Below are 23146 nucleotides of genomic sequence, written 5' to 3' on the forward strand. Positions count from 1 at the left end.
CGGCGCCCTCGGGGCCTCCCACGACCTGTGCCCGATCGGCTGCTGCCCCGCCAGGGCCGAACGGCCGGCCGCCGCCGGAGCCGACAGCCCGTACGTCTCGTCAACCGTCGAGGAAGACACGGATGAGCACTCCTCACTGGCTGTTCGGTGACCAGCCGGTGCCCTCGTTCGCAGCCCCTGCCGACGACGGGCCCTCCCGCGACTCCCCGCTGGTGATGATCGAGTCACGTGCGGTGTTTCGACGTCGCCGATATGGACGGTGACCGGCCCCCCCCGGTGGCACGTGGAACCTCGACCACGACAACCGAGAGCCTCCGCCGCGCGGAGCCTCGACACTCAAAGCCCCTGCTCCGTACCGGCCGCGCGAGGACGGCATCGGCGCCGAGGTCCGCCACGACCTGGACCGCTGGGAAGCGGCGGGGACGTGTCGTTCGTCGGTCGCGACGGGCCCCGGCTCTTCCCGGCCGACCGTCGAGGGGAGCTCGCCGCACTCCGGCGTTTCATCGCACACCTGCTGGCGGGCTTCGGTGCGTACGAGGACGCCGCGCCGGCCGCCGGCCCCATCATGGGTCACAGGCTGCTGTCGTCCTCGCTCAATCTGGGCTTGCTGGATCCGGCCGAGTGCGTCGAACGGGCGGAGGCTGCCCGGCGGGCCGGCGACGCTCCTCTGAACCCGGTCGAGGGTTTCGTCAGACAGGTCGCGGGACGGCGGGAGTGCGTCTGGCACCTCTACTGGTACTTCGGCGAGGACCACCGCGCTTCGAACACGCTGCGGCACCACGCGCCCCTGCCCTCCTGGTGGACCGACCTGGACGCCGACGCCGTGACGGCACGTTGCCTGTCGACGGTCATCCGCCAGGTCAGGGAGACCGGTTGGACGCACCGCACCCCCCGCCTCATGGTGCTCGGCAGCCACGCCCGCCGGCGGGGCTGGTATCCAGCTGCGGTGACCGACTGGTTCCATCGCTGCTTCGTCGACGGCTACGACTGGGTCATGCTCCCCGATGTGGTGGGCATGTCCCAGCATGCCGACGGCGGCCTCATGACGACCGAGCCCTGTACCTCCGGCGGCTCGTGCACCCACCGCATGAGCGATCCGTGCGGTCCTGTCGCTACCGCCCCGAGAGGCGGGTCTGACCGGACGCCTGCCCCTTCACCTTGGGCTGCTGGGCCTTCATGCACCGCCATCGTCACCTACTGGCGCACACCGCACGCACCTCCCGGAGCAAGTCCCTCGGCGAAGCAGCCCGGTCGGCCGGCAGATCATCACTGCGGCGGAGGCCCCGCGTGGGATCGGTGAATCGCCGGGTCCCGCCCACGGTCGACATGAGAACGGTCGGGCTGAACCGACGAAGCCGCAGTCGCCGCAGGCCAAGCAGTCTCTTGACCTGTGGGTACGACGTGTTGAAGATCTGGAATCGCGGTCGACCGTGAAACCCGCGACCTGATCGCTGCGCATGCGGCCACCGGGTGACTCGTCCGCCTCCAGGAGCCGGGCCGCAACCCCGCCGGCAGCGAGGTCCGCCGCACACGCCAGGCCGGCCGCACCGGCCCCGAGACGACGACGCCCGAACCTTCCCTCCCTGACACGACCGTGCCGGTACTCCTCGTCGGCGATGCTCTCCGGGGCGTGCGTGGCCGACCCACACCGCTCGATCAGTCGCCGTGCCCTGTCCCGCCACTGCCGAAGCCGCCGCTGGAGATGCCGCGCCACTTGCGCTTCTCCTCGCTCGGGGGTTCGGGGTCGGCCTCACCCGTGTTCTTGAGGTTGTAAGGCATGAGGCGGTGCTCCCCATCGGTCACAGGAACCTCGGAGGGCTTGCGGTACTCGGTCATCTCACCGGGTAGCTGATCGGATTCGGGCCGGTGGGGTTGCGATTCCGGATCGGGAGGCGGGAGTTCCTTGTCCTTGACCCGGATCCCGAACGCGAAGGCGCCGATCAGTACCGCCACGACAACCAGCCCGCCAAGCACCTGGGCCAGTCCGGACTGCCAGACTCCGGCCGCGAGTACCGGCCCTTCCAGAAGATGAGAGTGCATGGTGCATACCTCACTGTGGCTCGGGGTTGCTCGAACCTCGTTCCGAGAGTCGGCAACGTCACTGATCCATTCCCCGCGGGGGCCGGACTTGGATGCACCCCGGCCATGGGACTCGGCCGTCACCCCGCCTTGAGCCACAGGACGAGCGGAAGGTGAGACGGCTCTTGTCCTCACCCCGCTCCTACCTGCGCTTCGCTGCCGACGTACCTCCCGAGCGCGGAGCGGGGGATATCTGGGGTAGCGGCGGGGGAGTCCCACGATGTCGCTGTTCAGGATGGCTGGACTCGGTCGAAGAGGGCGAGTGCTTCGGCGGGGTCGGGGCTCACGAGGCGTTCCGGTCCGGCCGCCGTGATCCGGGCCCACCTGCCGGCGCGTGCCCACATGCCTTCCTCGAAGGCCCGGACGGCTCGGTCCGGTTCTCCGTGGCCGGTGGCGATGGACTCGGCGAGCTCGGCGCCTTCCAGCATGGCGAGGTTCCCGCCCGCTTCCAGTGGGGGCATCAGATGGGCGGCGTCGCCCAGGAGCGTCACCCCGGGGACGTGGGTCCAGGTGTGGGACACGGGTAGGACGTAGAGGGGGCGACGGACGAAAGCGGTGCCGTGGCGGAGGAGGTCGAGGACGGGAGCGGTGCCGTGGCGGAGGAGGTCGAGGACGGGAGCGGTGCCGTGGCGGAGGAGGTCGAGGACGGGAGCGGCCCAGCCGTCGAACAGCGCCAGCAGGCTTGACCGTACGGCCTCGGCGTCGGCCGGGTCCAGGTTCGTGTGACGGCCCAGCGGCGTTCGGAACCGGGCGTACACCTTGACGTGACCGCCGCTGTTGCGCTGGGCGACGAGAGACCGGTTCACGCCGTACACCGCCAGGGAGCCGTCCCCGATCAACCGTGCGAGGCCGGGGTGGCGGGGGCCGACGGCGTCCAGCGAAGTCTCGACCGCGGTGACGCCGGTGTAGTGCGGGGTCACCGGTGAGACGGCCGAGCGGGTCCGGGACCGGGCGCCGTCGGCACCGACCACGAGGTCGAACGTCTCCTGTCGCCCGTCCGCGAACTGCACCAGAACGCCGTCCCGGGCGCCCGGCACCACTTGTGTCACACCCCGCCCCCACTGGACATCCAGAGGACCGAGCAGGAGGTCGCGGAGGAGTCCGCGGTCGATCTCGGGATTGGCCTGCTCGTCGGGGCGGGGGCGCCAGTCGCGCAGAACGGTCCCCACAGCAGAAACGCATACGGGCCCTCCCCGCCTGGGGCGTTGACGAGGGCATTGGGCGGGGCGACGAGATCGAGTCCGTCAACGGCACGGCTTTGAGCCGGTTCCTCGACGACGTGGATCCGGGAACCGTGCCGCTGAGCCGGCCCCGGGGCGTACCCGGCCGGTGGAGGCCCCGATCATCCTGGTCATCGACCCCGCAGATCCGCGAGTGCGGCCTGTCGCGGCCGCTACGGTGACCCTCCGCCAGGGCTGACACGCGTGCCGGCGCACTCGAACCAGGTAGGCGCTGGAGCCCTGGCTCAGGCATCAGCCGCAAACCAACCGGGTGATCACGCGCCTGCCGACGTGGCGGCCTGTTCGTCGTGTTCGCGAAGCATCCGTACGGCCGTGGCGGGGGCGGCACGCCGAGCGACTTGGCGAGTCGGGGGACAAGGCGGAAGCGGTACGGCCAGACCTGCGGCCAACGCCCCAGCTCAGTCGGTTTCGGATGTCTCCCGAGTGCGGGTGGGGTAGATCCCGTGCCAGTACTCGGCCGAGCGGACCAGGTCGTCCATGACGTGGAGGAGGAACTGGCTCGTGTTCTCCAGCCGGGCGCCGGCCGGGGTGGTGGCGCCGAGTTTCTGGGCACCGGTTGCGCAAGCCTCGGCGATCTGGGTTTGGTTGTGCGCGCTGGCCATGATGGATCGGAACACCACGTCGTCTTCGATGGCGTAGCGTTCGGCGCGACTGCGGGGGTCGCGTTCGCGTTGGATGAGTGCCTGGTTCTCCAGGTAGCCGACGGCCTTGGAGATGGAGGCGGGGCTGACGTGCAGACGTCGCACGAGTTCCGCGGAGGTGAGGCTGCCGCTGTCGGTGGTGAAGAGTGCGGCGAGCACCTTGGCCATCATCTGCGGGAGCCCGGCCTGAACCATCAGTTCTACGCTCTGCGCGCCCACCTCGTCCACGAGCCGTGGATCGCGCCCGTTGAGGTCGGTCCTGCCCGGTGAGGCCGTCGGCGCAGTGGTCCTGCCCTGACGCGTCTGCCGCGTGCCGGCTCGATGGGCCGCCTCGGCGTGGTAGCCGCGCGGTCCGCCGTTGCGCACCACCTCGCGCGTGACGGTCGAGGTCGGCCGGCCGATGCGGCGGCCGATGGCGGCGTAGGTCAGCTGTTCGCGCAGTCCTCCCGCGATCTGCCGTCGCTCCTGGAGGGTGAGTCTGTCACCAGGCATCGGGTGTCCTCCGCTTTCGTCGTCGGGTCCACCTTAATGCAACGCGATGCATTGCATTAGCCGGCATGTTTCATGCAACGATTCAATGAATCTACCTGGGAATACTCCGTTGCTTCATTCCAGAGTGATTGACGATTCTATGTATGCAACGTAATTTTCGCATAAATGTGAAGTGCAGGAGCTCATCGACGGAAGTGAAACCCATGCTTACCGACCTCGATCACCCCGCGCTCACGGCGACCGCGGTACGCAAGGCGTACGGCGACCACGTGGTGCTGAGCGGCATCGACCTCGACATCCCTGCGGGATCGGTCTTCGCGCTACTCGGCCCCAATGGCGCGGGCAAGACCACCATGGTGCAGATCCTGTCCACGCTCATCCGCGCCGACGCCGGGGAGATGAGAGTCGCCGGCCACGACGTGGTCCGGGATCCGGACGCGGTCCGTGCCGCGATCGGAGTCACCGGCCAGTTCTCCGCGGTCGACGGGTTTCTCACCGGCGAGGAGAACCTGCTGCTGATGGCCGACCTGCACCACCTGCCCCGCCGGGAACGGCGGCAGTGCGCCACCGACCTGCTGGCTCGGTTCGACCTGGTGGACGCGGCCCGCAAGCCCGCGGCGACGTACTCCGGCGGGATGCGCCGCCGCCTGGACCTCGCGATGACGCTGGTCGGCCGGCCCCGGGTGATCTTCCTCGACGAGCCGACCACCGGCCTTGACCCGCGCAGCAGGCGGACCATGTGGGAGATCATCCGCAGGCTGGTGACCGACGAAGGCGTCACGATCTTCCTCACCACCCAGTACCTCGAGGAGGCCGACCGGCTCGCCGACCGGATCGCGGTGCTGCACCGGGGAAAGATCGTCGCCCAGGGCTCGGCGGAGGATCTCAGACGGCAGGTCGGCGGCGGCCACATCACCCTGCGGTTCACCGACGCACGCGGCCACGACTACGCGGCCCGGACCCTGGACGTGGTGTCCCGCGACGATGAGGCACTCACTCTGCAGGTTTCCAGCCAGGGCGACGTCCGGTCGTTGCGCGCACTGCTCGACTGGCTCGACCGCGCCTCGCTCACCGTGGACGAACTCCAGGTCCACACCCCCGATCTCGACGACGTCTTCTTCGCGCTGACGGGCAACCCCGCCGCGGAACGGGAGCCTGCCCGATGAGCGGTGCCACCCACGCCTTCACCGACTCGGCGACCATGCTGCGCCGCCAGTTGCGGCACATGCTGCGCTACCCGACGCTCACCCTCACCGCCGCCGGGGTCCCGGTGGTCTTCCTGCTGCTGTTCGTCTACGTCCTCGGCGGCATCCTCGGCAGCGGCCTCGGCGGCCCGTCGGGCGGCCGGGACACCTACGTGAACTACATCGTCCCCGGCGTCGTCCTGATGACCGCGGCCACCGCGGCCCAGGGCACCGCGATCTCGGTGGCCATCGACATGACCGAGGGCATCGTCACCCGCTTCCGCACCATGGCCATCGCCCGCGTCTCGGTGCTCACCGGCCACGTGCTGGGCAGCCTGGCCCAGACCCTGCTGAGCATGACCGTCGTCACCGGCGTCTCACTCCTGGTGGGCTTCGAGCCCACCGCGGACTTCGGTGAATGGCTCGGCGCGCTCGTCGTGCTCGCGCTGATCATCTTCGCGCTCACCTGGCTGGCGGTCGCCCTGGCCATGGCGGCCAAGAGCGTCGCGGCCGCGAGCAACATGCTGACGCCACTGATGGTCCTGCCGATGATGGGCAGCGGATTCGTCCCCACCGACTCGATGCCCCCCGGCCTCAGATGGTTCGCCGACTACCAGCCGTTCACCCCGTTCATCGAGACCCTGCGCGGACTGCTGATGGGCACCCCGATCGGCAGCAACGCGGTTCTCACCATCGGCTGGTGCGCCCTGATCACCCTGGGCGGCTACCTGTGGGCCAAGAAGCTCTACAACCGTGAGCCCACCCAGTGAGCGGCTCAGGCGCCGGAGACCAGCAGCCCTCCGGTCCGCACACCGCCACGAGCATCCTTCGACGGCAAGGGCGAGGCCCTGGCAGCGACTTGTCAGGGAGGCGCCCCGGACCCGCACCGACGAACCAAGGGATACCCCCGCGCCAGCGCCTTGGCACTCCGCCCAGACCCAACCCACCACCAGGTCACCCGATCAGCGGCTCCCGGTCTCGCCGGAGAACACCGGCCACGGTCGAGTACGGCACCGCCGCGAACGGCCTACAGCCGGATCCCGTTCACACCGGGGCAACGGCTCTCGTATGACCCGACGAAATCAGCCGGGTCAATACACCTACCTAGGTCTATTGACCCGCAGGGTTGCTGCCGCTCCCGGGGTTCGGACGGTGAAGGACCGGCCCAGGCACGTCCGTCCGACGGTCCGATCCTCTCCCGGCCTATCGACACGCCCAGGTCCGAAGGACATCGTTGCGTGCGGATGCCTGCCGTGACTGACTTGATCGAAGCGCCGAGGACGATGACGGGGAGGAGACGGCCATGGGCCTCAACAAGGCGGTCTACGAGAAGGAACTGCTGCGGCTCCAGACGAATCTGGTCCAGCTTCAGGAATGGGTGCGTGCGGAGGGCGCCAGACTCGTCGTCGTGTTCGAGGGCCGTGACGCGGCGGGCAAGGGGGGAACGATCAAACGAGTCGCCGAACACCTCAACCCCCGCGTGGCCCGTATCGCGGCGCTTCCGAGGCCGACGGAGCGGGAGCGCACCCAGTGGTACTTCCAGCGCTACGTGGAGCATCTGCCGGCCGCCGGCGAGATCGTGCTCTTCGACCGAAGCTGGTACAACCGTGCTGGAGTGGAACACGTCATGGGCTTCTGCACGCCTGTGGAGTACCAGCTCTTCCTGCGCCAGTGTCCCGTCTTCGAGCGGATGCTGGTGGAAGACGGGATCCTGCTCCGCAAGTACTGGTTCTCCGTCAGCGATGCCGTGCAGGAGGAGCGCTTCCGGCGCCGCACGGAGGACCCGCTGCGGCGGTGGAAACTCTCGCCGATGGACCTGGAGTCCCTCACTCGGTGGGAGGCGTACTCGCGGGCCAAGGACGAGATGCTCGTTCACACGGACACCGCGGACTCCCCCTGGTACGTGGTCGAGAGCGACGACAAGCGCAGCGCGAGAGTCAACATGATCGCCCACCTGCTGTCCTCCGTGCCGTACGAGGGCGTGGCCCTGCCGTCGCTCGTCCTGCCGCCCCGGCCGGCGCCGACGGGGTACGAGCGTCCGCCCAAGACGCTGCAGACCGCCGTACCCGATCATGCGTCCACTCTCCGGAAAGCGTGATGCGCCGCCGACGCGGTAGGCGGCCGCCTGACGAGTCGTCGGCAAGGAGGGCGGTCCCCGAGCGCGGAAGGCCCTCCCTGGTGCCCGCCGGTCTGCGGGGATACCGCCGGTCGTGGTTCGGACAGGACGCGTTGGCCGGGGTCACGGTCACTGCCTATCTGGTGCCGCAGGTCATGGCGTATGCGGGCGTGGCCGGACTGCCTCCGGTCGCGGGGCTGTGGGCGGTCCTGCCCGCCATGGTCGTCTACGCGTTCATGGGTTCCTCGCGGCTGCTGTCAGTGGGGCCCGAGTCGACCACGGCGCTGATGACCGCCGTCGCCGTCGGACCGCTCGCGGCGGGTGATCCGGGCCGGTACGCGGTCCTGGCGGCAGCCCTTGCCGTGGTGGTCGGTCTACTGTGCCTGGTGGCATGGGCGGTGCGCCTCGGGTTCCTCGCGGACCTGCTCTCGCGGCCGGTCCTCGTCGGATACCTGGCCGGTGTCGCAGCCATCATGATCGTCGATCAACTGCCCCGGCTCACCGGCGTGCATACGACGGGTTCGGACTTCTTCCCGGAGCTGTACTCCTTCGTACGGCACCTGGGGCAGGCGCACTGGCCTACCGTGGGCCTGGCCACTGCCCTGCTCCTCGTGCTCTTCGCGGCGCCCTCGCGCTGGCCGGCGGTTCCGCGTCCGCTGCTCGCCCTGGTCCTCGCCACGGGCGTGGTGGCGGGATTCGGGCTGGACGACCGGTACGGGATCGCCGTGATCGGAGCCGTACCCTCAGGGCTGCCAGTGCCTGCTTTCCCGTCTCTCGGCGACCTGCCGCAGCTGGTGGTCCCGGCGCTGGGCGTCCTCCTCGTCGGCTACTCGGATGTCATTCTGACCGCCCGTGCCTTCGCGAGGCGCAGCGACCTTCATCCGCTGGACGCCAATCGTGAACTGCTGGCTCTGGGCGCGGCGAACCTGGGAGCGGGGCTCCTGCATGGTTTCCCGGTCAGCAGCAGTGCCAGCCGCACCGCCCTCGCCGAATCCGCCAAGGCCCGGAGCCAGGTGTACTCACTGGTCGGGGCGCTTGCCGTCCTGACGGTACTGCTCTTCCTGGGCCCTCTCCTCTCCCACACCCCGAGTGCCGTCCTCGGAGCGATCGTCGTCTACGCCGCCGTCCGCCTGATCGAAACAGGCGAGTTCCGGCGCCTCGCCGCCTTCCGTCGCCGCGAGCTGCTGTTGGCCGTCGGGTGTCTGCTGGGCGTCATCGGCCTCGGCATCCTCTACGGAGTACTCGTCGCGGTGGCCCTGTCGGTCATCGACCTGTTCGCCCGTGTCGCCCGACCGCACGATGCCGTGGAAGGGCTGGTACCCGGGCTCGCCGGCATGCACGACGTGGACGACTACCCGACGGCGCGCACCGTTCCGGGGCTTGTGGTCTACCGCTACGACTCGCCGCTGTTCTTCGCCAATGCTGAGAACTTCCGCAGTCGTGCCCTGGCCGCGGTGCACGAGCAGCGCCCCCCGGTCCGGTGGTTCGTCCTCAACATGGAGGCGAACGTCGAGGTGGACATCACCGCACTCGACGCCGTTGACGCGCTCCGCCTGGAACTCGAGCAGCGGGACCTCGTCTTCGCGCTGGCCCGGGTCAAACAGGAACTCCGCGAGAATCTGGACGCCTACGGACTGACGGCCTCGGTGGGCGCCGACCGGATCTACCCGACCCTGCCCACGGCCTTGGCGGCATACCGCGCCTGGAGCCACGGGACAGGTTCCGGCGTGGAGTGACTCGGAGGGCGCCCGATGTTTATCTCCCTTCCTTTACCTGGTGTTGAGCCTCCTCCTGCAGGAGCCCCGCCAAGGGCAGCGCCGCATGCGCTGCCCCGAGGGAGCGACAGGCTGCCGCCGCTTGTCCTTCGAACACCCAATCCCGTCCCCCGCGTCAACGGTCCCGTCTGGCGTCGGAGTATGACGGAGCCGCAACAGGATCCATCTGCGGCAGCGTCACCTCCGGACTCTTCCGCTGCCGGACAGTCATCTCCGGGCTCACCCAGGGCGGTGGGGGCGATTCGCGTCGCGGTCTGCCGCGGTCGGTGCGGGCGATGCTGCGGCACTTTGGCCGGCAGTCGTCAGTTTCCGGGGTGAACAGCGGGCCGTCGATGTTTCCGCGAGGGGTCCCCCAGCAGATCGCGTGCCTGGCGGTCACTGGTGAGGACGTGCCCGGCGAACCGGCGGTCGGCGGCGGTGACGCGGCTGCGGTGGACGCGGGGGCGGATGCCGTCGGCCGTGAGCTCCAGGCTCCCGGGAGCTGGGCGGGAGATGACGGCGCGGAGCGGGGCCCTTGACGGGCTGCTCGTCATTCGGTGACGCGGACCGCGAGCGCCGGGCGGATGGCGGCCGCGCGGCGCGCCGGCCCGATCGTGGCCAGGAGCGAGGCGGCGAAGGTGGCTGCGGCCAGGACGCAGATGCTGGTCCATTCGATGGGGAAGCCTCCTTCGAGGCCCTCGAACGCAGCACTGTTGGCGTACATCAGCCAGGTGGTGAGCACGCCCAGGAGGGAGCCGAGCACGATTCCTTCCACGGCGATGAAGGAGCTCTCCCACAGGAAGGACCGGCGGACCGTCCGTGCCCGGAAGCCGAGGGCGCGCAGGATGCCGATGGTGCGGCGGCGTTCGCGTACGGATCGGACCATGACGACGCCGAGGCCGGTGATGCCCACGCCGAGGCCGAGGGCGAGGAAGCCCTGCATGAGGCGGAAGAAAGCGGTGCTGGAGTCGAACTGTTGGCGGATGTCCGACTCTATGGGTGTGGCGACCAGGCTGGACGAGAGCTGCTCGCCCTGCAGTCGGGTCGCCAGGGCGTCGGGGGAGGTTCCGGGGCTGGTTCTCACCAGGGCGGAGGCGTTCTGCGCCTGGGCGCCGAACAGTTCGCGCGTCGCCTGCTCGCTCAGCACCACGGGGTAGGTGGTCGAACTGGCGCCGGTACCCGGGTAGAAGACCAACCCGTTGCTGAGCACGCCGGCGATGATCTTCTGTTCGCTGCGGCCGGTGCGGGGATCGGTCAGGGTGAGGGTGTCCCCGGGGTCGTAGTAGTCGCCGGCCGGGCCGCCGGTGCTGCCGAAGAAGCTGTCGAGCACGATGTAGCGCGGGTCGGAGGCGAGGGCCTGCCACACTGCGGGGTCGTTTTCCAGGCCGGGCAGCCGCTCCCGGAAGGTGATGCCGGCGATCGCCCCGTCCGGCACACCGACGACGGCGGTGTCGAGCGGTTGGGGGCTGCGATGTCCCGGATCGGTGGCCCGCCCTGTGGCGTTGAGCAGCGGTGTCACGGCGGCGATCCCGGCGGCCGACTGGCCGCCGCGGAGATCGGAGACGAGTCGGTCGCCGGCGACCTGGGGGTTGTAGTCCAGTCGCAGGGAGTATCCGGCGGTGGCATCGGCGACGACTCCGTCGACGCCGGCGCGGAGGATGCCCGAGATCTCCGTCAGCAGGACGAGGACGAACACGATCAGGGTGTACATCACCAGCGTCGCGCCGGTCCTGAAACGCTTGGCCAGCGGGTAGGCGACGGCGAGCCGCGCCGCCAGACCGCCCTCCGTCGGGCGCTGGAGGAGTCGCCGCACGGGGCGTAGCAAGGTCTTCTGGTTGTCGCTGACGAGCACCACGGCGGAGAAGGCGGCCAGGGCGCCCTGGACGACGTACACGGACATCGAGGGTGTGTCGAAGATCCGGGGGCGGATGACAGGTGCCAGGAGCGTCCAGGCGAGGACGACTCCGGCGACCAGGGTGGTGACCGTGTGACGGGGAAGAACGCGCAGCAGTGCCGGAGTGGCGAAGGCGAGCGCGAGCGCCGGCATGAGGTAGGTCGCGTCGGGCTGGCTGCGCGCCACTGCGGGGACGGCCACGAGCGCGCACAGGACGGCCAGGGTGGTGGACACCGCGAGCAGCCGGCGGCGCGGTCCCTGCCCGGGCGTGGCGGGCAGGTCCCGGATCGCGGCGATGATGTTGAATCTGCTGATGCGCACGCTGGTGGCCAGGATGGCGGCGAAGGCGATGAGCAGGCCCATGGCGAGTCCGTTCAGGACGCTCGTGGGCGTGACGGCGAATGCGATGCGGAGGCTGCTTCCGCCGACCGACCAGCCCTGGAAGATCTGCGCGGCCACCACGGCGACGCCCCAGCCGACGGCGACCCCGATGGCCATGCCCGGCAGTGCGGACAGCAGCGCGTAGGTCGCCCCTTCGAGTGTGAAGGACCCGACGAGCCGCGAGCGCTTCATCCCCACGGCCCGCACCATGCCCATCTGGGACTTCCGCTCCTCGCCGAGCATCACGAAGATGTTCACCAGGAGCAGTGCGCCGGCGATGATGCTGAAACTGCCGATCATGAGGAACAGTGCGCCGAGGGAATCCCCGGCCTGCTTCGCGTCGCGCAGGACCGTCTGCTTCGGTGTCTCGATGCCCGTCTGCCCGGCGAGCGGGCCCAGAGCCTGCCGGATGTCGGCCGTCACCCGGCCGGTCAGGGCTTCGCCGCTTTCGACGCCGCCCCGGTTGGAGACGAAGGTGACCGAGCGCGGTTCCGCACCGGCGGCCCGGGCGGCGGCGTCCAGGGTCCCCGGCGCCAGGAACACGTCGCGGTTCAGCCTGCCACCGAGGCCCACACCGGCCAGCCCTGCCTCCGGCACCACGCGCTCGACCCTGTACGTCCCCGGAAGTCCGAACAGGTACAGCGTGACCGGATCCCCGGCCCCCACGCTCAGGGAGCGGGCCAGCGGTTCGTTGACCACTACCTCTCCTGGCTTCGGGTTCGGTCCGCCGAGACCGGACTCGCCTCCCGCCGCGCCGAAGCGCGCCGCCTTGTCGAAGTCCATCTGCCAGGCCAGGACGCGTGGCTCGGCAGCTGTGCGGTCGTCGGTGGTGCTGACGGCCGATGCCTGGGTGGCCTGGGCGTTCAGTACTCCGTCGACGTCGGGGTCGTCCACGAGGGCGGCCAGCCGTTCGGTCGCGGCGCGCCCGGTCGGTCCGGGGGGTGCGACGACGCGCTCGTCCACGGGCCCCAGTGTGCGGTACGCCTCCTGCCGTACGGAGAAGTTCAGGGTGTCGCCGACGACCAGGGCCCCGATGACGATGGCCGTGCCGAGCATCGACCCGCCGATCACGAGCGCTGCCTCGGTGCGCCGGCGCGCGACCTGCCGGAAGGCCAGCCGCCGTGACACCGGCTGCCGTACGGCGACCAGCACCAGGGCCGCGAGGGCGAGCGCCAGGGCGGCGAGCAGCGGGACGAGGAGGTTCGGGTACATGCTCAGCCCAAGGGGACGTCGGGGATCGAGGCTCGGGCCGTGACGTCCTGGCGGACGTCGTCGACCAGCTGCCCGTCATGCATGCGGATCAGCCGAGGGACCCGGGCGCCGATGGCACTGTCGTGGGTGACCAGGACGATCGTCTGGCCCTCGTCGCGGTTGAGCTCGCACAGCAGGTCCATGACCTGGTCGGCCATCGCGCTGTCGAGGTTGCCCGTGGGTTCGTCCGCCCACACGATGGCCGGGCGTCCCGCCAGGGCACGGGCGATGGTCACCCGCTGCTGCTCACCCCCGGACAGCTCGCTCGGCCGGTGTTCGACCCGGTGGCCCAGGTCCACCCGGTCGAGCATGTCCAGCGCCCGGCGACGGGCTTCGCGCGGACGGGTGCCCACGAGCAGGAGGGGGAGCTCGACGTTCTCCACCGCGGAGAAGACCGGTATGAGGTTGAACGCCTGGAAGACGAACCCCATGGTGTGAGCCCGGTGCTCTGTCCGAGCGGAGTCCGACATCGCGAACAGGTCGTGGCCGTCGACCTCGACCCGGCCGGCGTCGATGTCGTCGAGCCCCGACAGACAGTTCAGGAGAGTGGTCTTTCCGGAGCCGGACGGTCCCATGACCGCCACCATCTCCCCGTGGCGTACGACGAGATCCAGGTCGAGCAAGGCCGTGACCTCGACCGAGCCCGTCCGGTAGATCTTGCGGACTCCGGATGCCACGAGGAGCGCTCGATCGGTATTCATGCTCTCCATACCACCCTCCGGATGGAACGCGGGGCTACGGCCACCTTGGTCCCCAGGAAGGGCCGAAAGGCCCAACGGCCGGGCCGCAGTGACGCTCGCTGGGCTGCCTCGACCCCGCCGTCAGGCGTCCGGGGTCGCCCGGGCGCGGCGCCGGACGGCGGTGGCCGCCAGGGTTCCTGCGCCCGCCGCGGTGACGGCGAGGAGGGCGAACCCCCACGTGTAGTCGTGCGCGACGCCGTCGACCACCCCCATCACGAGGGGTGGGAAGAAGCCTCCGAGACCGCCCGCCGCCCCGACCACTCCCGTGACCGAGCCGACCCGCTCGGCCGGAACCAGACGTGCCACGAGTGCGAAGACCGCCCCGGACCCGGCGCCCAGGCCTGCGGCCATGCCGAAGAAGGCCGCCGTTCCCACGGGGACCAGGTCGGCCTCGAACGCCGCGACCAGCGCACACACCGTGACGAGCCCGTACGAGACGGTCAGTACGGGTACGGGATGCACACGGTCCGACAGCCAGCCACCCACCGGCCGCATCGCGACGGCCAGGACGACGAATCCCGCGGTTCTCAGTGACGCGTCGGAGCGGCCGAGCTCATAGGCCCTGGTGAGGTAGGTCGGCAGGTAGACGCTGAACGCGACGAACCCGCCGAAGGAGACGGCATACAGGAACGCCAGCTGCCAGGTGGCCGGTGTACGCATCGCCAGTGCCGTGCGCGAGAACAGCGACCCCGCCGCCGTCGCGCGCCCGGGCCTGTCGCGGAGCAGGAACCAGGCCACGCCGGCGTACACGGCGAGGCAGCCGGCCACGAGGTCGAAGGGGAAGGCACGTCCCACGGCGTCGGCGAGCTGGACCGTGGTGAACGCGGACAGGGCCGTACCTCCGGTGCCGATTCCGAAGATCCCGAGGGCGACGCCCCGCCGCGCGGGTGGGTACCAGGCGTTGACGAAGGGGACTCCGACGGCGAAGGCCGTTCCCCCGAGCCCGAGGAGGAAGCCGCCTGCGAGTACCTCGGCAAGCGAGTCCGCCAGGTGGCCCAGGTACAGCACGGGGAGGATCGTCAGGGCCGCGACGAGGGGGAAGACCCTGCGTGCTCCCCAGCGGTCCGTCAGTGCCCCCGCCGGGATCCGGCCGAGCGCACCGACCACCACCGGTACGGCTACCACCAGTGACTGCTCGAAGGAACTGAGGCCCAGGTCGTCACGCAGCCGTGGGCCGAGCGGGCCCAACAGCGCCCACGCCCAGAAACAGAGGGCGAACCCGATGGTGGCGAGGAACAGCATCTGCCACGGTCGGGGCGCCTCCACGACGGGTGGGATCCCCGAGTTCCGGACCATGGTGGCCTCCCGGCAGCGATCCGCATGGGCTGGCGTGAGCCTGCTGTTCCCCACCCTCCGGCCCTCGGGATCCCGGCCCCAGGGGCCGCCTGTTCCCTTCCGTGCCCGTCCGGCCCCCTGACGGGGACCGGACGGCCCTGTGCTGGGCCTCCCGGGACGCCGCACGGTGATAGCGGACAGAACGGAGGCAGGGGCGTCCGGTCCCTGCCGGCCCGGCCGCCGGGAGTGTGAGTGGCGATGACGTTCTGGTACGGCGACGGCATGAACGGATGGGGCTGGTTCGCCATGTCAGCCGGAATGGTGCTGTTCTGGGGCCTCCTCATCACCGCCGCGGTGATGCTCTTCCGCACACTTGACCGTGCCGCGGAGCGGCCGTCGGGGCATTTGCCTGCCACGTCGGCCGAGCAGATCCTGGGCGAGCGACTGGCGCGCGGTGAGATCGACGAGGAGGAGTACCGTCGGCGGCTGGCCGCCCTGCGCGACGCGAAACCGTGAAACCCACGTCCGGCCGGGATGCGGGCGGGAGCATGGCCGGTCACCCTGGGAGCATGACCGGTCGGATGCCCGGGGAACCGGGCCGACGCCCAGACGCGCTCCGTGAGCTCACCGAACGGCACGGACACCGCGGGGGGCTGATACCGGCCGCGCTGGAACGCGCCAGGTCGGGCACCTCCGCAGGGCCCGAGGTGTGGGCGCCCCCGGTCGCGCAGGCGGCCGGACTGCCGGCCGCCGCAGGGCTCGGCCCCGCCACCTTCTTCGCCGACCTCGCCGCCCCGCGCGGCGAGCGGCATGTGAGGGTGTGCACCGCGACGGCGTGTTTCGCCGCGCGGGGCGGGGAGCATCTGGCGGAGGTCGAAAGCGCCCTCGGTGTGATGGCGGGCACCGTCGACGAGGCGGGTTCGACCTCGTTGCAGACCGTGCACTGCCTCGGCTACTGCTACGCGGGCCCCGCCGCCCTCGACGGCACCCTCCCCTGCGCAGGCCCGGACCTGGCCGACCAACTCGGCGGGAGGACGGAACCGCGGACGCCGGGCATCCCCGCTGCCGACACCACCCGGGCGCCCGTCCTGCTCGCGGGCCTCGTGGGAGGGCAGCCGGCCTGGGAGGTCTGGCGCGAGGCGGTGGCCGGGCTGACGCCCGCGGACGTACGGGAGGAGATCGCGGCCTCGGGACTGCGCGGGCGGGGCGGTGCAGGCTTTCCGGTTGCCGACAAGTGGGCCGCGGCGGCGGGAAAGCCGGACACGGTCGTGGTCGCCAACGGGGACGAGGGGGACCCTGGCTCGTACGCCGACCGGCTGCTCATGGAGGAGGACCCCGAGCGCGTCCTCGCGGGACTCGCCCTGGCCTGCTTCGCCTGTGGTGCCCGGCGCGGCACCGTCCTGGTGCGCTCCGAATATCCGAAGGCCATGTCCCGGCTGCGCCGGGCGGTGGAGCGGGCGACGGAGGCGGGGGACCTGTCCCCCTCGGTGGAGGCGACCGGTCCGCGGCCGTTCGTCGAGATCGTCGAAGGAGCCGGTTCCTACGTCGCCGGCGAGGAGACCGCCCTCATCGCCCGCCTCGAAGGCGCTCGCGGCTGTGCGCGCCCGCGGCCCCCCTACCCCACGGACCACGGCCTGTGGGGCATGCCGACGGTGGTCAACAACGTGGAGACCTTGGCGGCCGTGCCCTGGATCGTCGCCCACGGCGGCACGGTCCACGCCCGACGCGGCGTGCCGGACGAGACCGGCACCAAATTGGTCTGCCTGTCCGAACGCTTCGCACGACCCGGCGCCTACGAAGTCGAACTCGGTACTCCTGTGGTCGAGATCGTCACCCGGCTCGGCGGCGGCCTCAAGGACGGCCGCGAGCTCGTCGCGCTCCAGGTCGGCGGGCCCCTCGGTGGCTTCCTCGCCGGGACCGCGCTCGACATACCCCTCACCACGGCGGCGCTCGCCGAGAACGGCGCCGCCCTCGGTCACGGTGGCATGGTCGCCTTCGGTGACGACATCGATCCGTACGAACTCCTGAGTCACATATGGGAGTTCGCCGCGGACGAGAGTTGCGGAGCCTGCTCGCCCTGCAGGGTCGGCACCCGGCGAGGAGTCGAACTCGCACAGGTCCGGGGCGAGCCGGGAGAGACGTACGAACGACTGGCACGGCTGATGGGCGAGGCGAGTCTCTGCGCCTTCGGCCGCCGCGTCCCCGCCGCCGTCCGCAGCCTGGCCCGGGCCTACGGGCCTGCACTGGAAGGATGGGACCGATGACATGGCTCCAGGTCGACGGTGCTTCCGTTGAACTGCCCGCCGGTTCCTCACTGCTTGACGCCGCACGTGCCACCGGGGCCGACCTGCCCAGCCTCTGCCACGACGCCCGTCTCCGGCCGGCCGGCTCCTGCCGGACCTGCCTGGTCCGCGCCGACGGGCGTACCGTCGCCGCCTGCGTCACGCCCGTGACGCCGGGCCTCACCGTCGACACCACCGACGAGGACATTCGGAACCTGCGCCGGGACGCGATCGCTTTGATCGCCTCGGAGCTCCCGCCGCACGCCCTTTCCGACAGCGCGCACAGCGAACTCGCCGAGGCGTGCCGGAACTCGGGGATTCCCGCGGACGCGGCGGCCGGTTACCCCACGCGCGGTCGGGACGAGAGCCACCCGTACGTTCACCTCGACCGCGACCTGTGCATCGCGTGCGGGCGCTGCGTACGCATGTGCGCCGACGTCCAGGGCACTTTCGCGCTCACCCTCGCAGGACGCGGCGCCGACACCGTCGTCGCCCCGGGTACCGGCGGCCCCTGGGCCGCCTCCGACTGCGTGTCCTGCGGTGGTTGCGTCGACACCTGTCCGACGGGGGCCCTCACCCAGCCCGGACCCGGTCAGGGCCTCACCTCCCGGCAGGCCCCCACCGACCGGGTACGCACCACCTGCGGCTACTGCGGAGTCGGCTGCGCCCTCGACGTCGTCGTCCGTGAGGACCGTGTGGCCGCCGTGCTTCCTGCCCGGGACGGGCCGGTCAATCGGGGCCACGCCTGCGTCAAGGGCCGCTTCGCGTACGGATATCTCAGCTCCGCCGAACGCCTCACCGAGCCCCTGGTCCGCGAGGGCGGCGAACTACGACCGGCGACCTGGGACGAGGCGGTGACCCGGGTAGCCGACGGCCTGCGCGCCGCGCTACGGGACGGCGGCCCCGCCGCGGTCGCCGCGATCTCCTCCGCCCGCGCCACCAACGAGGAGAACTACCTCGTCCAGAAGTTCCTGCGGACCGTCATCGGCACCAACAACGTCGACAACTGCTCCCGCCTCTGCCATGCCCCCTCCGCAGCCGGCCTCACCGCCTCCTTCGGACACGCCGGCGGCACCGACCCCTTCGACGACGTCGAGACCGCCGACTGCCTCCTGGTCGTCGGAGCCAACCCCGTCGAAGCCCACCCCGTCGTCGGCGCCCGCCTCCTCCAGCGCGCACTCGCAGGGGCCTCCCTGATCGTGGCGGACCCCCGTGCCGTGGGCCTCGCCCGTCATGCCGACGTGCACCTTCGTCCGCGCCCTGGCACGAACGTCGCTCTCTTCCACGGCCTGGCCCACGTCCTCGTCGACGAAGGCATGACCGACCCGGACTTCCTCCACGACCGGGCCACCGGACTCGACGAACTCGTCGACCTGCTGGGCGACCACCCGCCCGAACGGGTCGCCGGGATCACCGGAGTCCCGGCCGACGACATCAGGAGGGCCGCCCGCCTCTACGGCCGTGCCGAGCGTCCGGCCGTCCTGTACGGGCTGGGCGTCACCGAGCATCTGCACGGCACCGACGGTGTACGCACCCTGGCGAACCTCCCGATCCTGCGCGGGGCCGTCGGAGGCACCGGCCGTGGGTTCGGGATCAGTCCCCTGCGCGGCCAGAACAACGTGCAAGGCGCCTCCGACATGGGCGCCCTGCCCGACCTGCTCCCAGGCTACGGCCGCGTCACCGACCCGGAGGCCCGAGCTCGTGCCGAGACGGTGTGGGGCCGACCGATCCCCGAGCAGCCGGGCATGCGCATTCCCGAGATGTTCGCGGCAGCGCGGGAAGGCCGCCTGCGCGCACTCTGGATCATCGGGGAGGACGTGTGCGCGACCGACCCCGACAGCCGGCGCGTCGCCGAAGCCCTCGACGCCTGTCCCCTCGTGGTCGTCAACGAGCTCTTCCTGGGTGAGACCGCTCACCACGCCGATGTCGTCCTGCCCGTGGCCTCCTGGCTGGAGAAGGACGGGACCTTCGTCAACTTCGACCGCCGCTTCCAGCGCGTACGGCCGGCGGTGTCCCCGCCGGGCACGGCGCGCTCCGACTTCGAGGTCGTGCACGCCGTCGCCGGTGCCCTCGGTGCCGACCTGGGCTGTTCCACCCCGGCGACGGCGCTCGCCGAATGCGGACGTGTGGCACCGCGCTTCGCGGGACTCTCACACCAGCGGCTCGACCGGGAGGGGGCCGTTCCCTGGCCCTGTCCCGCGCCGGACCGACCTGGCGAGAGCACTCTGTACGTCGACGAGTTCGCCACCCCGGACGGGCGCGCCCACCTCTCGGCGGCCCCCTACTTGCCGCCCGGCGAAGAACCGGACCAGGACTATCCGCTGGTGCTCGTCACAGGGCGCCGATGGGCCCACTACAACTCCGGGAGCATGACCCGGCGCGGCGGCAACCTTCTCCTCGACGCGTTCGACCACCTGGACCTGCACCCGGAGGACGCCGCCCGGTTCGGTTTGCGGGACGGCACCCCTGTCACCGTCGAGAGCCGTCACGGACGGGCGAGACTGGTCGCCCGCGTCGGGACGGAACTCGCTCCCGGACAGGTTTTCTGCGCGTTCCACTTCCCGGCCAGCGGCGTCAACTCCCTCACTTCGCAGCACGCCGACGCCGTGACCTCGTGTCCGGAGTACAAGGTCACGGCGGTACGACTGCGACCGACGGCGTCCGACGGCTGATCGGCACCGAAGTCAGTCGTGGGGGACGAGGGCGACCGGCGAGTGACAGTGGTGCAGCACCGCGTGGGCCACGTTGCCGATGCGCGTGCCCAGTGCCGACCCCCGGGCGCGACGACCGACGACCACAAGAGCCGCGCCCCCGGCAGCGTGCACCAGCTCCTGACCGGCCGAGCCGATCGCCACTCGCCCGGCCGCCGACAGGTCGGGGAACTTCTCTTGCCAGGGTTCGAGGAGCTCGTCGAGCGAGCGTTGGATTTCGGGGGCGACGGTGGGTCGGATGTCCGGGACCATGGAGGGGCCGAGCGCCCCGTAAGCCGACAGCTGCTGCGTGTAGACGACCTGCACCCGGGCGAGACGCCGTGCCGCCTCCTCGAAGGCGAATCCCAGAACCGTGTCCACGGGCTGCCGCAGGTCCACGCCGACCACGACGGGTCCCTGCGAAGGCGATGTGCCGACCGACCGTACGAGGACGACGGGCCGATTGACGCGACCCGCGACCGTCATCCCGACCGAGCCGATGAGGTATCCGGCCATGCCGCCCAGGGCACGCGAGCCGAGGACGAGCAGGTCACCCTCCTCGGCCGCGGCGACCAGGCTCGCCACGGGATCCGACGGCAACAGCCTGGTGGTCACGGACAGATCCGGATGGCGTTCGCGCAACCCGGTCGCCGTGCGCGCGAGCAGATCCTCCGCCCACGGCTCGTCGGGCTCCCGCGTCGCGAACGGCAGCAGGGCGTCCGGCGACATCTCCTTCACATGCACCAGGCGCACCCCGGTACCGCGCAGCACCGCCTCCGCCGCCGCCCACCGCGCGGCCGCGTTCGCCTGATCCGTGCCGTCCAGACCGACCACGATGCCCTGCGTCATGACCGCCCACCTCCTCGTTCGGTGTCGTCGGTGTCGTGGGCGAGACGGGTCGAGGAGACCGAGACCACTCCGTCGACCGTCGCGCACATACGCTCGACCGCCGGGATCATGCTGCGGAGCGGAAGCTTCCCGGTGAGGTCGACCCGCCCCTCGCGCACGTCGACGGTGAGCAAGGCCGGGTCGAGACGCAGGGTGTCACCGAGCACGTCCTCGACGATCTCCCGGCGGATGTCGTCGTCCTTGCGGAGGAAGACGCCCAGGAGGTCGCGGCGACTCACGATGCCCACCAGCCGGTCCTCGTCGTCGACGACGACGAGCCGCTTGATTCCCTGGACCTCCATGAGCCGTGCCGCCTCCGCCACGGTCCAGTCGGGGCGGGCGCACACGGCGGGTGCGGACATCAGCTCCTCCGCGCGCGTTCCCTCGGCCTTCGCGCGCTCCCAGGCCTCCAGCCCCGGCACGCCGGGCACCTCTCCCGGTGTGGCCGTCCGGTCGGCCGTCTTCCGCATCAGATCGCCCTCCGACACGACTCCGACCACCCGGTTCTCTGCGTCCACCACCGGCAGCGCGGTGACCCGGTGCTGCGACAGGATCCGCACGATCTCCTTGAACGGCGCGTCGCCGAGGACGCTCACCACCTCACGGGTCATCAGCTCGTCGATCCTGCGGTGTCGCATCACCCGCTCCTTCCCTGCGCGGACGCACCCGCTCCGGCCACCAGGCGGGCGGCGCAGCCGTCCCAGGTGACGAGGGCCGGATAGTCGTCCTCGGTGAGTTCCCTCCCACTGAGTTCGGCGAGCGCTTCCACGAACTTGAGGAAGTCCAGCGAATCCATCTCGAAGGTGTCCCGCAGGGACACGACGGGATCGAGCCCCGTGAAGTCGGCGCCGGGGACGACACGCTGCACGGCTTGCCGAACGAACGCCTTCGCCTGGTCGTGGTTCACAGTTCCTCCGGGTGTTGCAGGAGCCGGTCCAGGGCGGTCAGGAGACGCGCGCCGGTGGCGCCGTCGGCGGCTCGGTGATCGGCGGACAGCGTCGCCGTGAGTACGGGACGTACTCCCAGCAGGCCGTTCACGGCCACGGGCCGCTCGACGATCCTGCCCAGGCCGACGAGGGCGACCTGCGGCGGGTAGACGACGCCCAGCACGGCCTCGACGCCCTGGTCGCCGAGGTTGGTGACGGTGAGACTGGGGTCGACGGTCTCGGACGCCCGGAGCCGTCCGCCCCGTGCCCGTGCCACCAGATCCTTGAGCGCGGCCATCACCTCGGCCACGGAGAGGGTGTCGGCGTGGGCGAGGGCTGGTGCGACGAGGCCGCCGCTCCGCAGGGAGACCGCGACGCCCAGTCGCACCTCTCCCGCCGGGACGAAGCCGTCGTCGACCCAGTGCCCGTTGAGCTCGGGCACCTTCCGTGCCGCCAGCGCCACGGCCTTGAAAGTGAGTGCCGCCGGCACCAGCCTTGCGGAGAGCGGTAGTTCGCGGTTGCGGGCGTGCATCCACTCCAGGGCCGCTGCCATGTCCACGGTCGTGGCGAGGTAGAAGTGCGGGATCTCCCGCTTGGATCGGCTCATGAGTCGTGCCGTGGCCGCCCGCCCCATGTCCGGGACGGTCGGCCGCTGCGCGCCCTCGGCGGCCGCTGCGGAACGGACGTCCTCCGCACGGACGGTGCCACCCCGACCCGTGCCGGTCACCTCGGCGAGGTCGACGCCGAGCTCGGTGGCCAGCCGCCGTGCGAGCGGAGAAGACTTCCCACGCAGCGGAGCTGGACGCTCCCTGGTCGAGCGGGTGCCGCGCACCGGCTCGGCCGGCCGTCTCGTCGGCGCGGTCTTGTCGCGCTCCGGTTCCGGTGCGGGCTCCGCGTGCTCCACGTCCGCGCGTGTGACCCTGCCTCCCGGGCCCGAACCATGGACGGCGGCGAGGTCGACGTGCCGGTCCTGGGCGAGTCGGCGGACCAGGGGCGTCGAGGACGGCTGGCTTCCGGCGGGCGGGCTCTCGGCCGGTCCGCCCTCGGTCGGCCTGGTCTCGGCCGACGGGCTTTCGGGCGCCGTGCCGATGCGTGCCAGCGGGGTGCCCACCGGCACGGTGGTTCCCTCGTCGACGAGGAGGGCGTCGACCGTACCGCTGTGGAAGCACTCCACCTCGATCGCGGACTTGGCGGTCTCGACCACCGCGATGACGTCGCCGCGCTTCACGCGGTCACCCGGGTGCACCAGCCACTCGGAGAGCGTGCCCTCCTCCATGTCGGCGCCGAGCGAGGGCATCGTGAACTCGGCCAT

Annotated in this window: 18 protein-coding genes and 1 pseudogene; 8 read left to right on the forward strand and 11 right to left on the reverse strand. The window is 71.0% G+C overall.

The genetic code is table 11. The features are described 5' to 3' along the window. Window positions 1–122 precede the first annotated feature (122 nt). A pseudogene (locus ACIQFX_RS33425) lies at window positions 123–1227 on the forward strand (cryptochrome/photolyase family protein); the annotation flags it as partial. Here the strand turns inward: ACIQFX_RS33425 and ACIQFX_RS33430 are convergent. The 4 genes from ACIQFX_RS33430 to ACIQFX_RS33445 all read right to left on the reverse strand — a co-directional run bounded on the left by ACIQFX_RS33430 (window position 1175) and on the right by ACIQFX_RS33445 (window position 4453). Beyond that, window positions 1175–1714 carry an NAD(P)-binding protein gene (locus ACIQFX_RS33430; RefSeq protein WP_402471014.1) on the reverse strand — a complete coding sequence of 180 codons (540 nt, stop codon included), beginning with the start codon at window positions 1712–1714 and terminating at the stop codon, window positions 1175–1177. The pseudogene ACIQFX_RS33425 and the gene ACIQFX_RS33430 sit on opposite strands and share 53 nt — an antisense overlap. Beyond that, the gene (locus ACIQFX_RS33435; protein ID WP_402471016.1) at window positions 1657–2040 is read right to left on the reverse strand and encodes a DUF6479 family protein; all 384 of its coding nucleotides are present in this window, start codon (window positions 2038–2040) and stop codon (window positions 1657–1659) included. The genes ACIQFX_RS33430 and ACIQFX_RS33435 overlap by 58 nt, the downstream gene beginning before the upstream one ends. A 269-nt stretch (window positions 2041–2309) precedes the next feature. Continuing rightward, on the reverse strand, window positions 2310–3248 hold the full coding sequence (locus ACIQFX_RS33440) for an FAD-dependent monooxygenase (RefSeq protein ID WP_402471018.1): 939 nt from the start codon (window positions 3246–3248) through the stop codon (window positions 2310–2312). Window positions 3249–3718: 470 nt separating this feature from the next. Further along, entirely contained in the window at window positions 3719–4453 is a 735-nt protein-coding gene (locus tag ACIQFX_RS33445) for a helix-turn-helix domain-containing protein (protein ID WP_402471020.1), read from the reverse strand. A 203-nt stretch (window positions 4454–4656) separates the two neighbouring features. Between ACIQFX_RS33445 and ACIQFX_RS33450 the strand changes: the two genes are divergently transcribed. From ACIQFX_RS33450 to ACIQFX_RS33465, 4 genes are all read left to right on the forward strand, one after another. Next, window positions 4657–5619, forward strand: coding sequence for an ATP-binding cassette domain-containing protein (locus ACIQFX_RS33450; RefSeq protein WP_402471022.1), 963 nt, complete (start codon window positions 4657–4659; stop codon window positions 5617–5619). Then, a complete protein-coding gene (locus ACIQFX_RS33455; RefSeq protein WP_402471024.1) occupies window positions 5616–6407 on the forward strand; it encodes an ABC transporter permease in 792 nt (263 codons plus the stop codon). The genes ACIQFX_RS33450 and ACIQFX_RS33455 overlap by 4 nt, the downstream gene beginning before the upstream one ends. Before the next feature lie 533 nt (window positions 6408–6940). Then, the gene (gene ppk2 / locus ACIQFX_RS33460) at window positions 6941–7735 is read left to right on the forward strand and encodes a polyphosphate kinase 2 (RefSeq protein ID WP_402471027.1); all 795 of its coding nucleotides are present in this window, start codon (window positions 6941–6943) and stop codon (window positions 7733–7735) included. Then, window positions 7735–9489: a SulP family inorganic anion transporter gene (locus tag ACIQFX_RS33465; RefSeq protein ID WP_402471030.1), complete on the forward strand. Its 1755-nt coding sequence runs from the start codon at window positions 7735–7737 to the stop codon at window positions 9487–9489. Before ppk2 ends, ACIQFX_RS33465 begins: the two co-directional genes overlap by 1 nt. Window positions 9490–10057: 568 nt before the next feature. Here ACIQFX_RS33465 and ACIQFX_RS33470 read toward each other — a convergent pair. From ACIQFX_RS33470 to ACIQFX_RS33480, 3 genes are all read right to left on the reverse strand, one after another. Continuing rightward, window positions 10058–12994, reverse strand: coding sequence for an ABC transporter permease (locus ACIQFX_RS33470; RefSeq protein ID WP_402471031.1), 2937 nt, complete (start codon window positions 12992–12994; stop codon window positions 10058–10060). A 2-nt stretch (window positions 12995–12996) separates the two neighbouring features. Beyond that, on the reverse strand, window positions 12997–13734 hold the full coding sequence (locus tag ACIQFX_RS33475) for an ABC transporter ATP-binding protein (RefSeq protein WP_402471034.1): 738 nt from the start codon (window positions 13732–13734) through the stop codon (window positions 12997–12999). Window positions 13735–13854: 120 nt separating this feature from the next. Continuing rightward, complete coding sequence (locus tag ACIQFX_RS33480) at window positions 13855–15069, reverse strand: nitrate/nitrite transporter (protein WP_402471036.1); 1215 nt, start codon at window positions 15067–15069, stop codon at window positions 13855–13857. A gap of 237 nt (window positions 15070–15306) precedes the next feature. Between ACIQFX_RS33480 and ACIQFX_RS33485 the strand changes: the two genes are divergently transcribed. The 3 genes from ACIQFX_RS33485 to fdhF are packed head-to-tail and all read left to right on the forward strand — an operon-like array spanning window position 15307 to window position 20002. Further along, window positions 15307–15564 (forward strand): SHOCT domain-containing protein, encoded by a 258-nt coding sequence (locus ACIQFX_RS33485; RefSeq protein ID WP_402471311.1) that lies wholly within the window; start codon window positions 15307–15309, stop codon window positions 15562–15564. Window positions 15565–15617: 53 nt separating this feature from the next. Then, window positions 15618–17312, forward strand: a complete 1695-nt coding sequence (locus ACIQFX_RS33490; protein WP_402471038.1) for an NADH-ubiquinone oxidoreductase-F iron-sulfur binding region domain-containing protein — start codon at window positions 15618–15620, stop codon at window positions 17310–17312. Then, complete coding sequence (fdhF, locus tag ACIQFX_RS33495) at window positions 17309–20002, forward strand: formate dehydrogenase subunit alpha (protein WP_402471041.1); 2694 nt, start codon at window positions 17309–17311, stop codon at window positions 20000–20002. The genes ACIQFX_RS33490 and fdhF overlap by 4 nt, the downstream gene beginning before the upstream one ends. Before the next feature lie 12 nt (window positions 20003–20014). On the opposite strand, the gene ACIQFX_RS33500 is transcribed toward fdhF, so the two are convergent. Genes ACIQFX_RS33500 through ACIQFX_RS33515 form a run of 4 tightly spaced genes read right to left on the reverse strand, consistent with a single transcriptional unit; the run spans window position 20015 to window position 23146 of the window. After that, window positions 20015–20869, reverse strand: coding sequence for a universal stress protein (locus ACIQFX_RS33500; RefSeq protein ID WP_402471043.1), 855 nt, complete (start codon window positions 20867–20869; stop codon window positions 20015–20017). Next, a complete protein-coding gene (locus tag ACIQFX_RS33505) occupies window positions 20866–21546 on the reverse strand; it encodes a CBS domain-containing protein (protein WP_402471045.1) in 681 nt (226 codons plus the stop codon). The genes ACIQFX_RS33500 and ACIQFX_RS33505 overlap by 4 nt, the downstream gene beginning before the upstream one ends. Next, window positions 21546–21815: a phosphopantetheine-binding protein gene (locus ACIQFX_RS33510; RefSeq protein WP_402471048.1), complete on the reverse strand. Its 270-nt coding sequence runs from the start codon at window positions 21813–21815 to the stop codon at window positions 21546–21548. The genes ACIQFX_RS33505 and ACIQFX_RS33510 overlap by 1 nt, the downstream gene beginning before the upstream one ends. After that, the gene (locus tag ACIQFX_RS33515) at window positions 21812–23146 is read right to left on the reverse strand and encodes a 2-oxo acid dehydrogenase subunit E2 (protein ID WP_402471051.1); all 1335 of its coding nucleotides are present in this window, start codon (window positions 23144–23146) and stop codon (window positions 21812–21814) included. The genes ACIQFX_RS33510 and ACIQFX_RS33515 overlap by 4 nt, the downstream gene beginning before the upstream one ends.

Source organism: Streptomyces sp. NPDC093089, assembly GCF_044754405.1.
Lineage (GTDB): Bacteria > Actinomycetota > Actinomycetes > Streptomycetales > Streptomycetaceae > Streptomyces.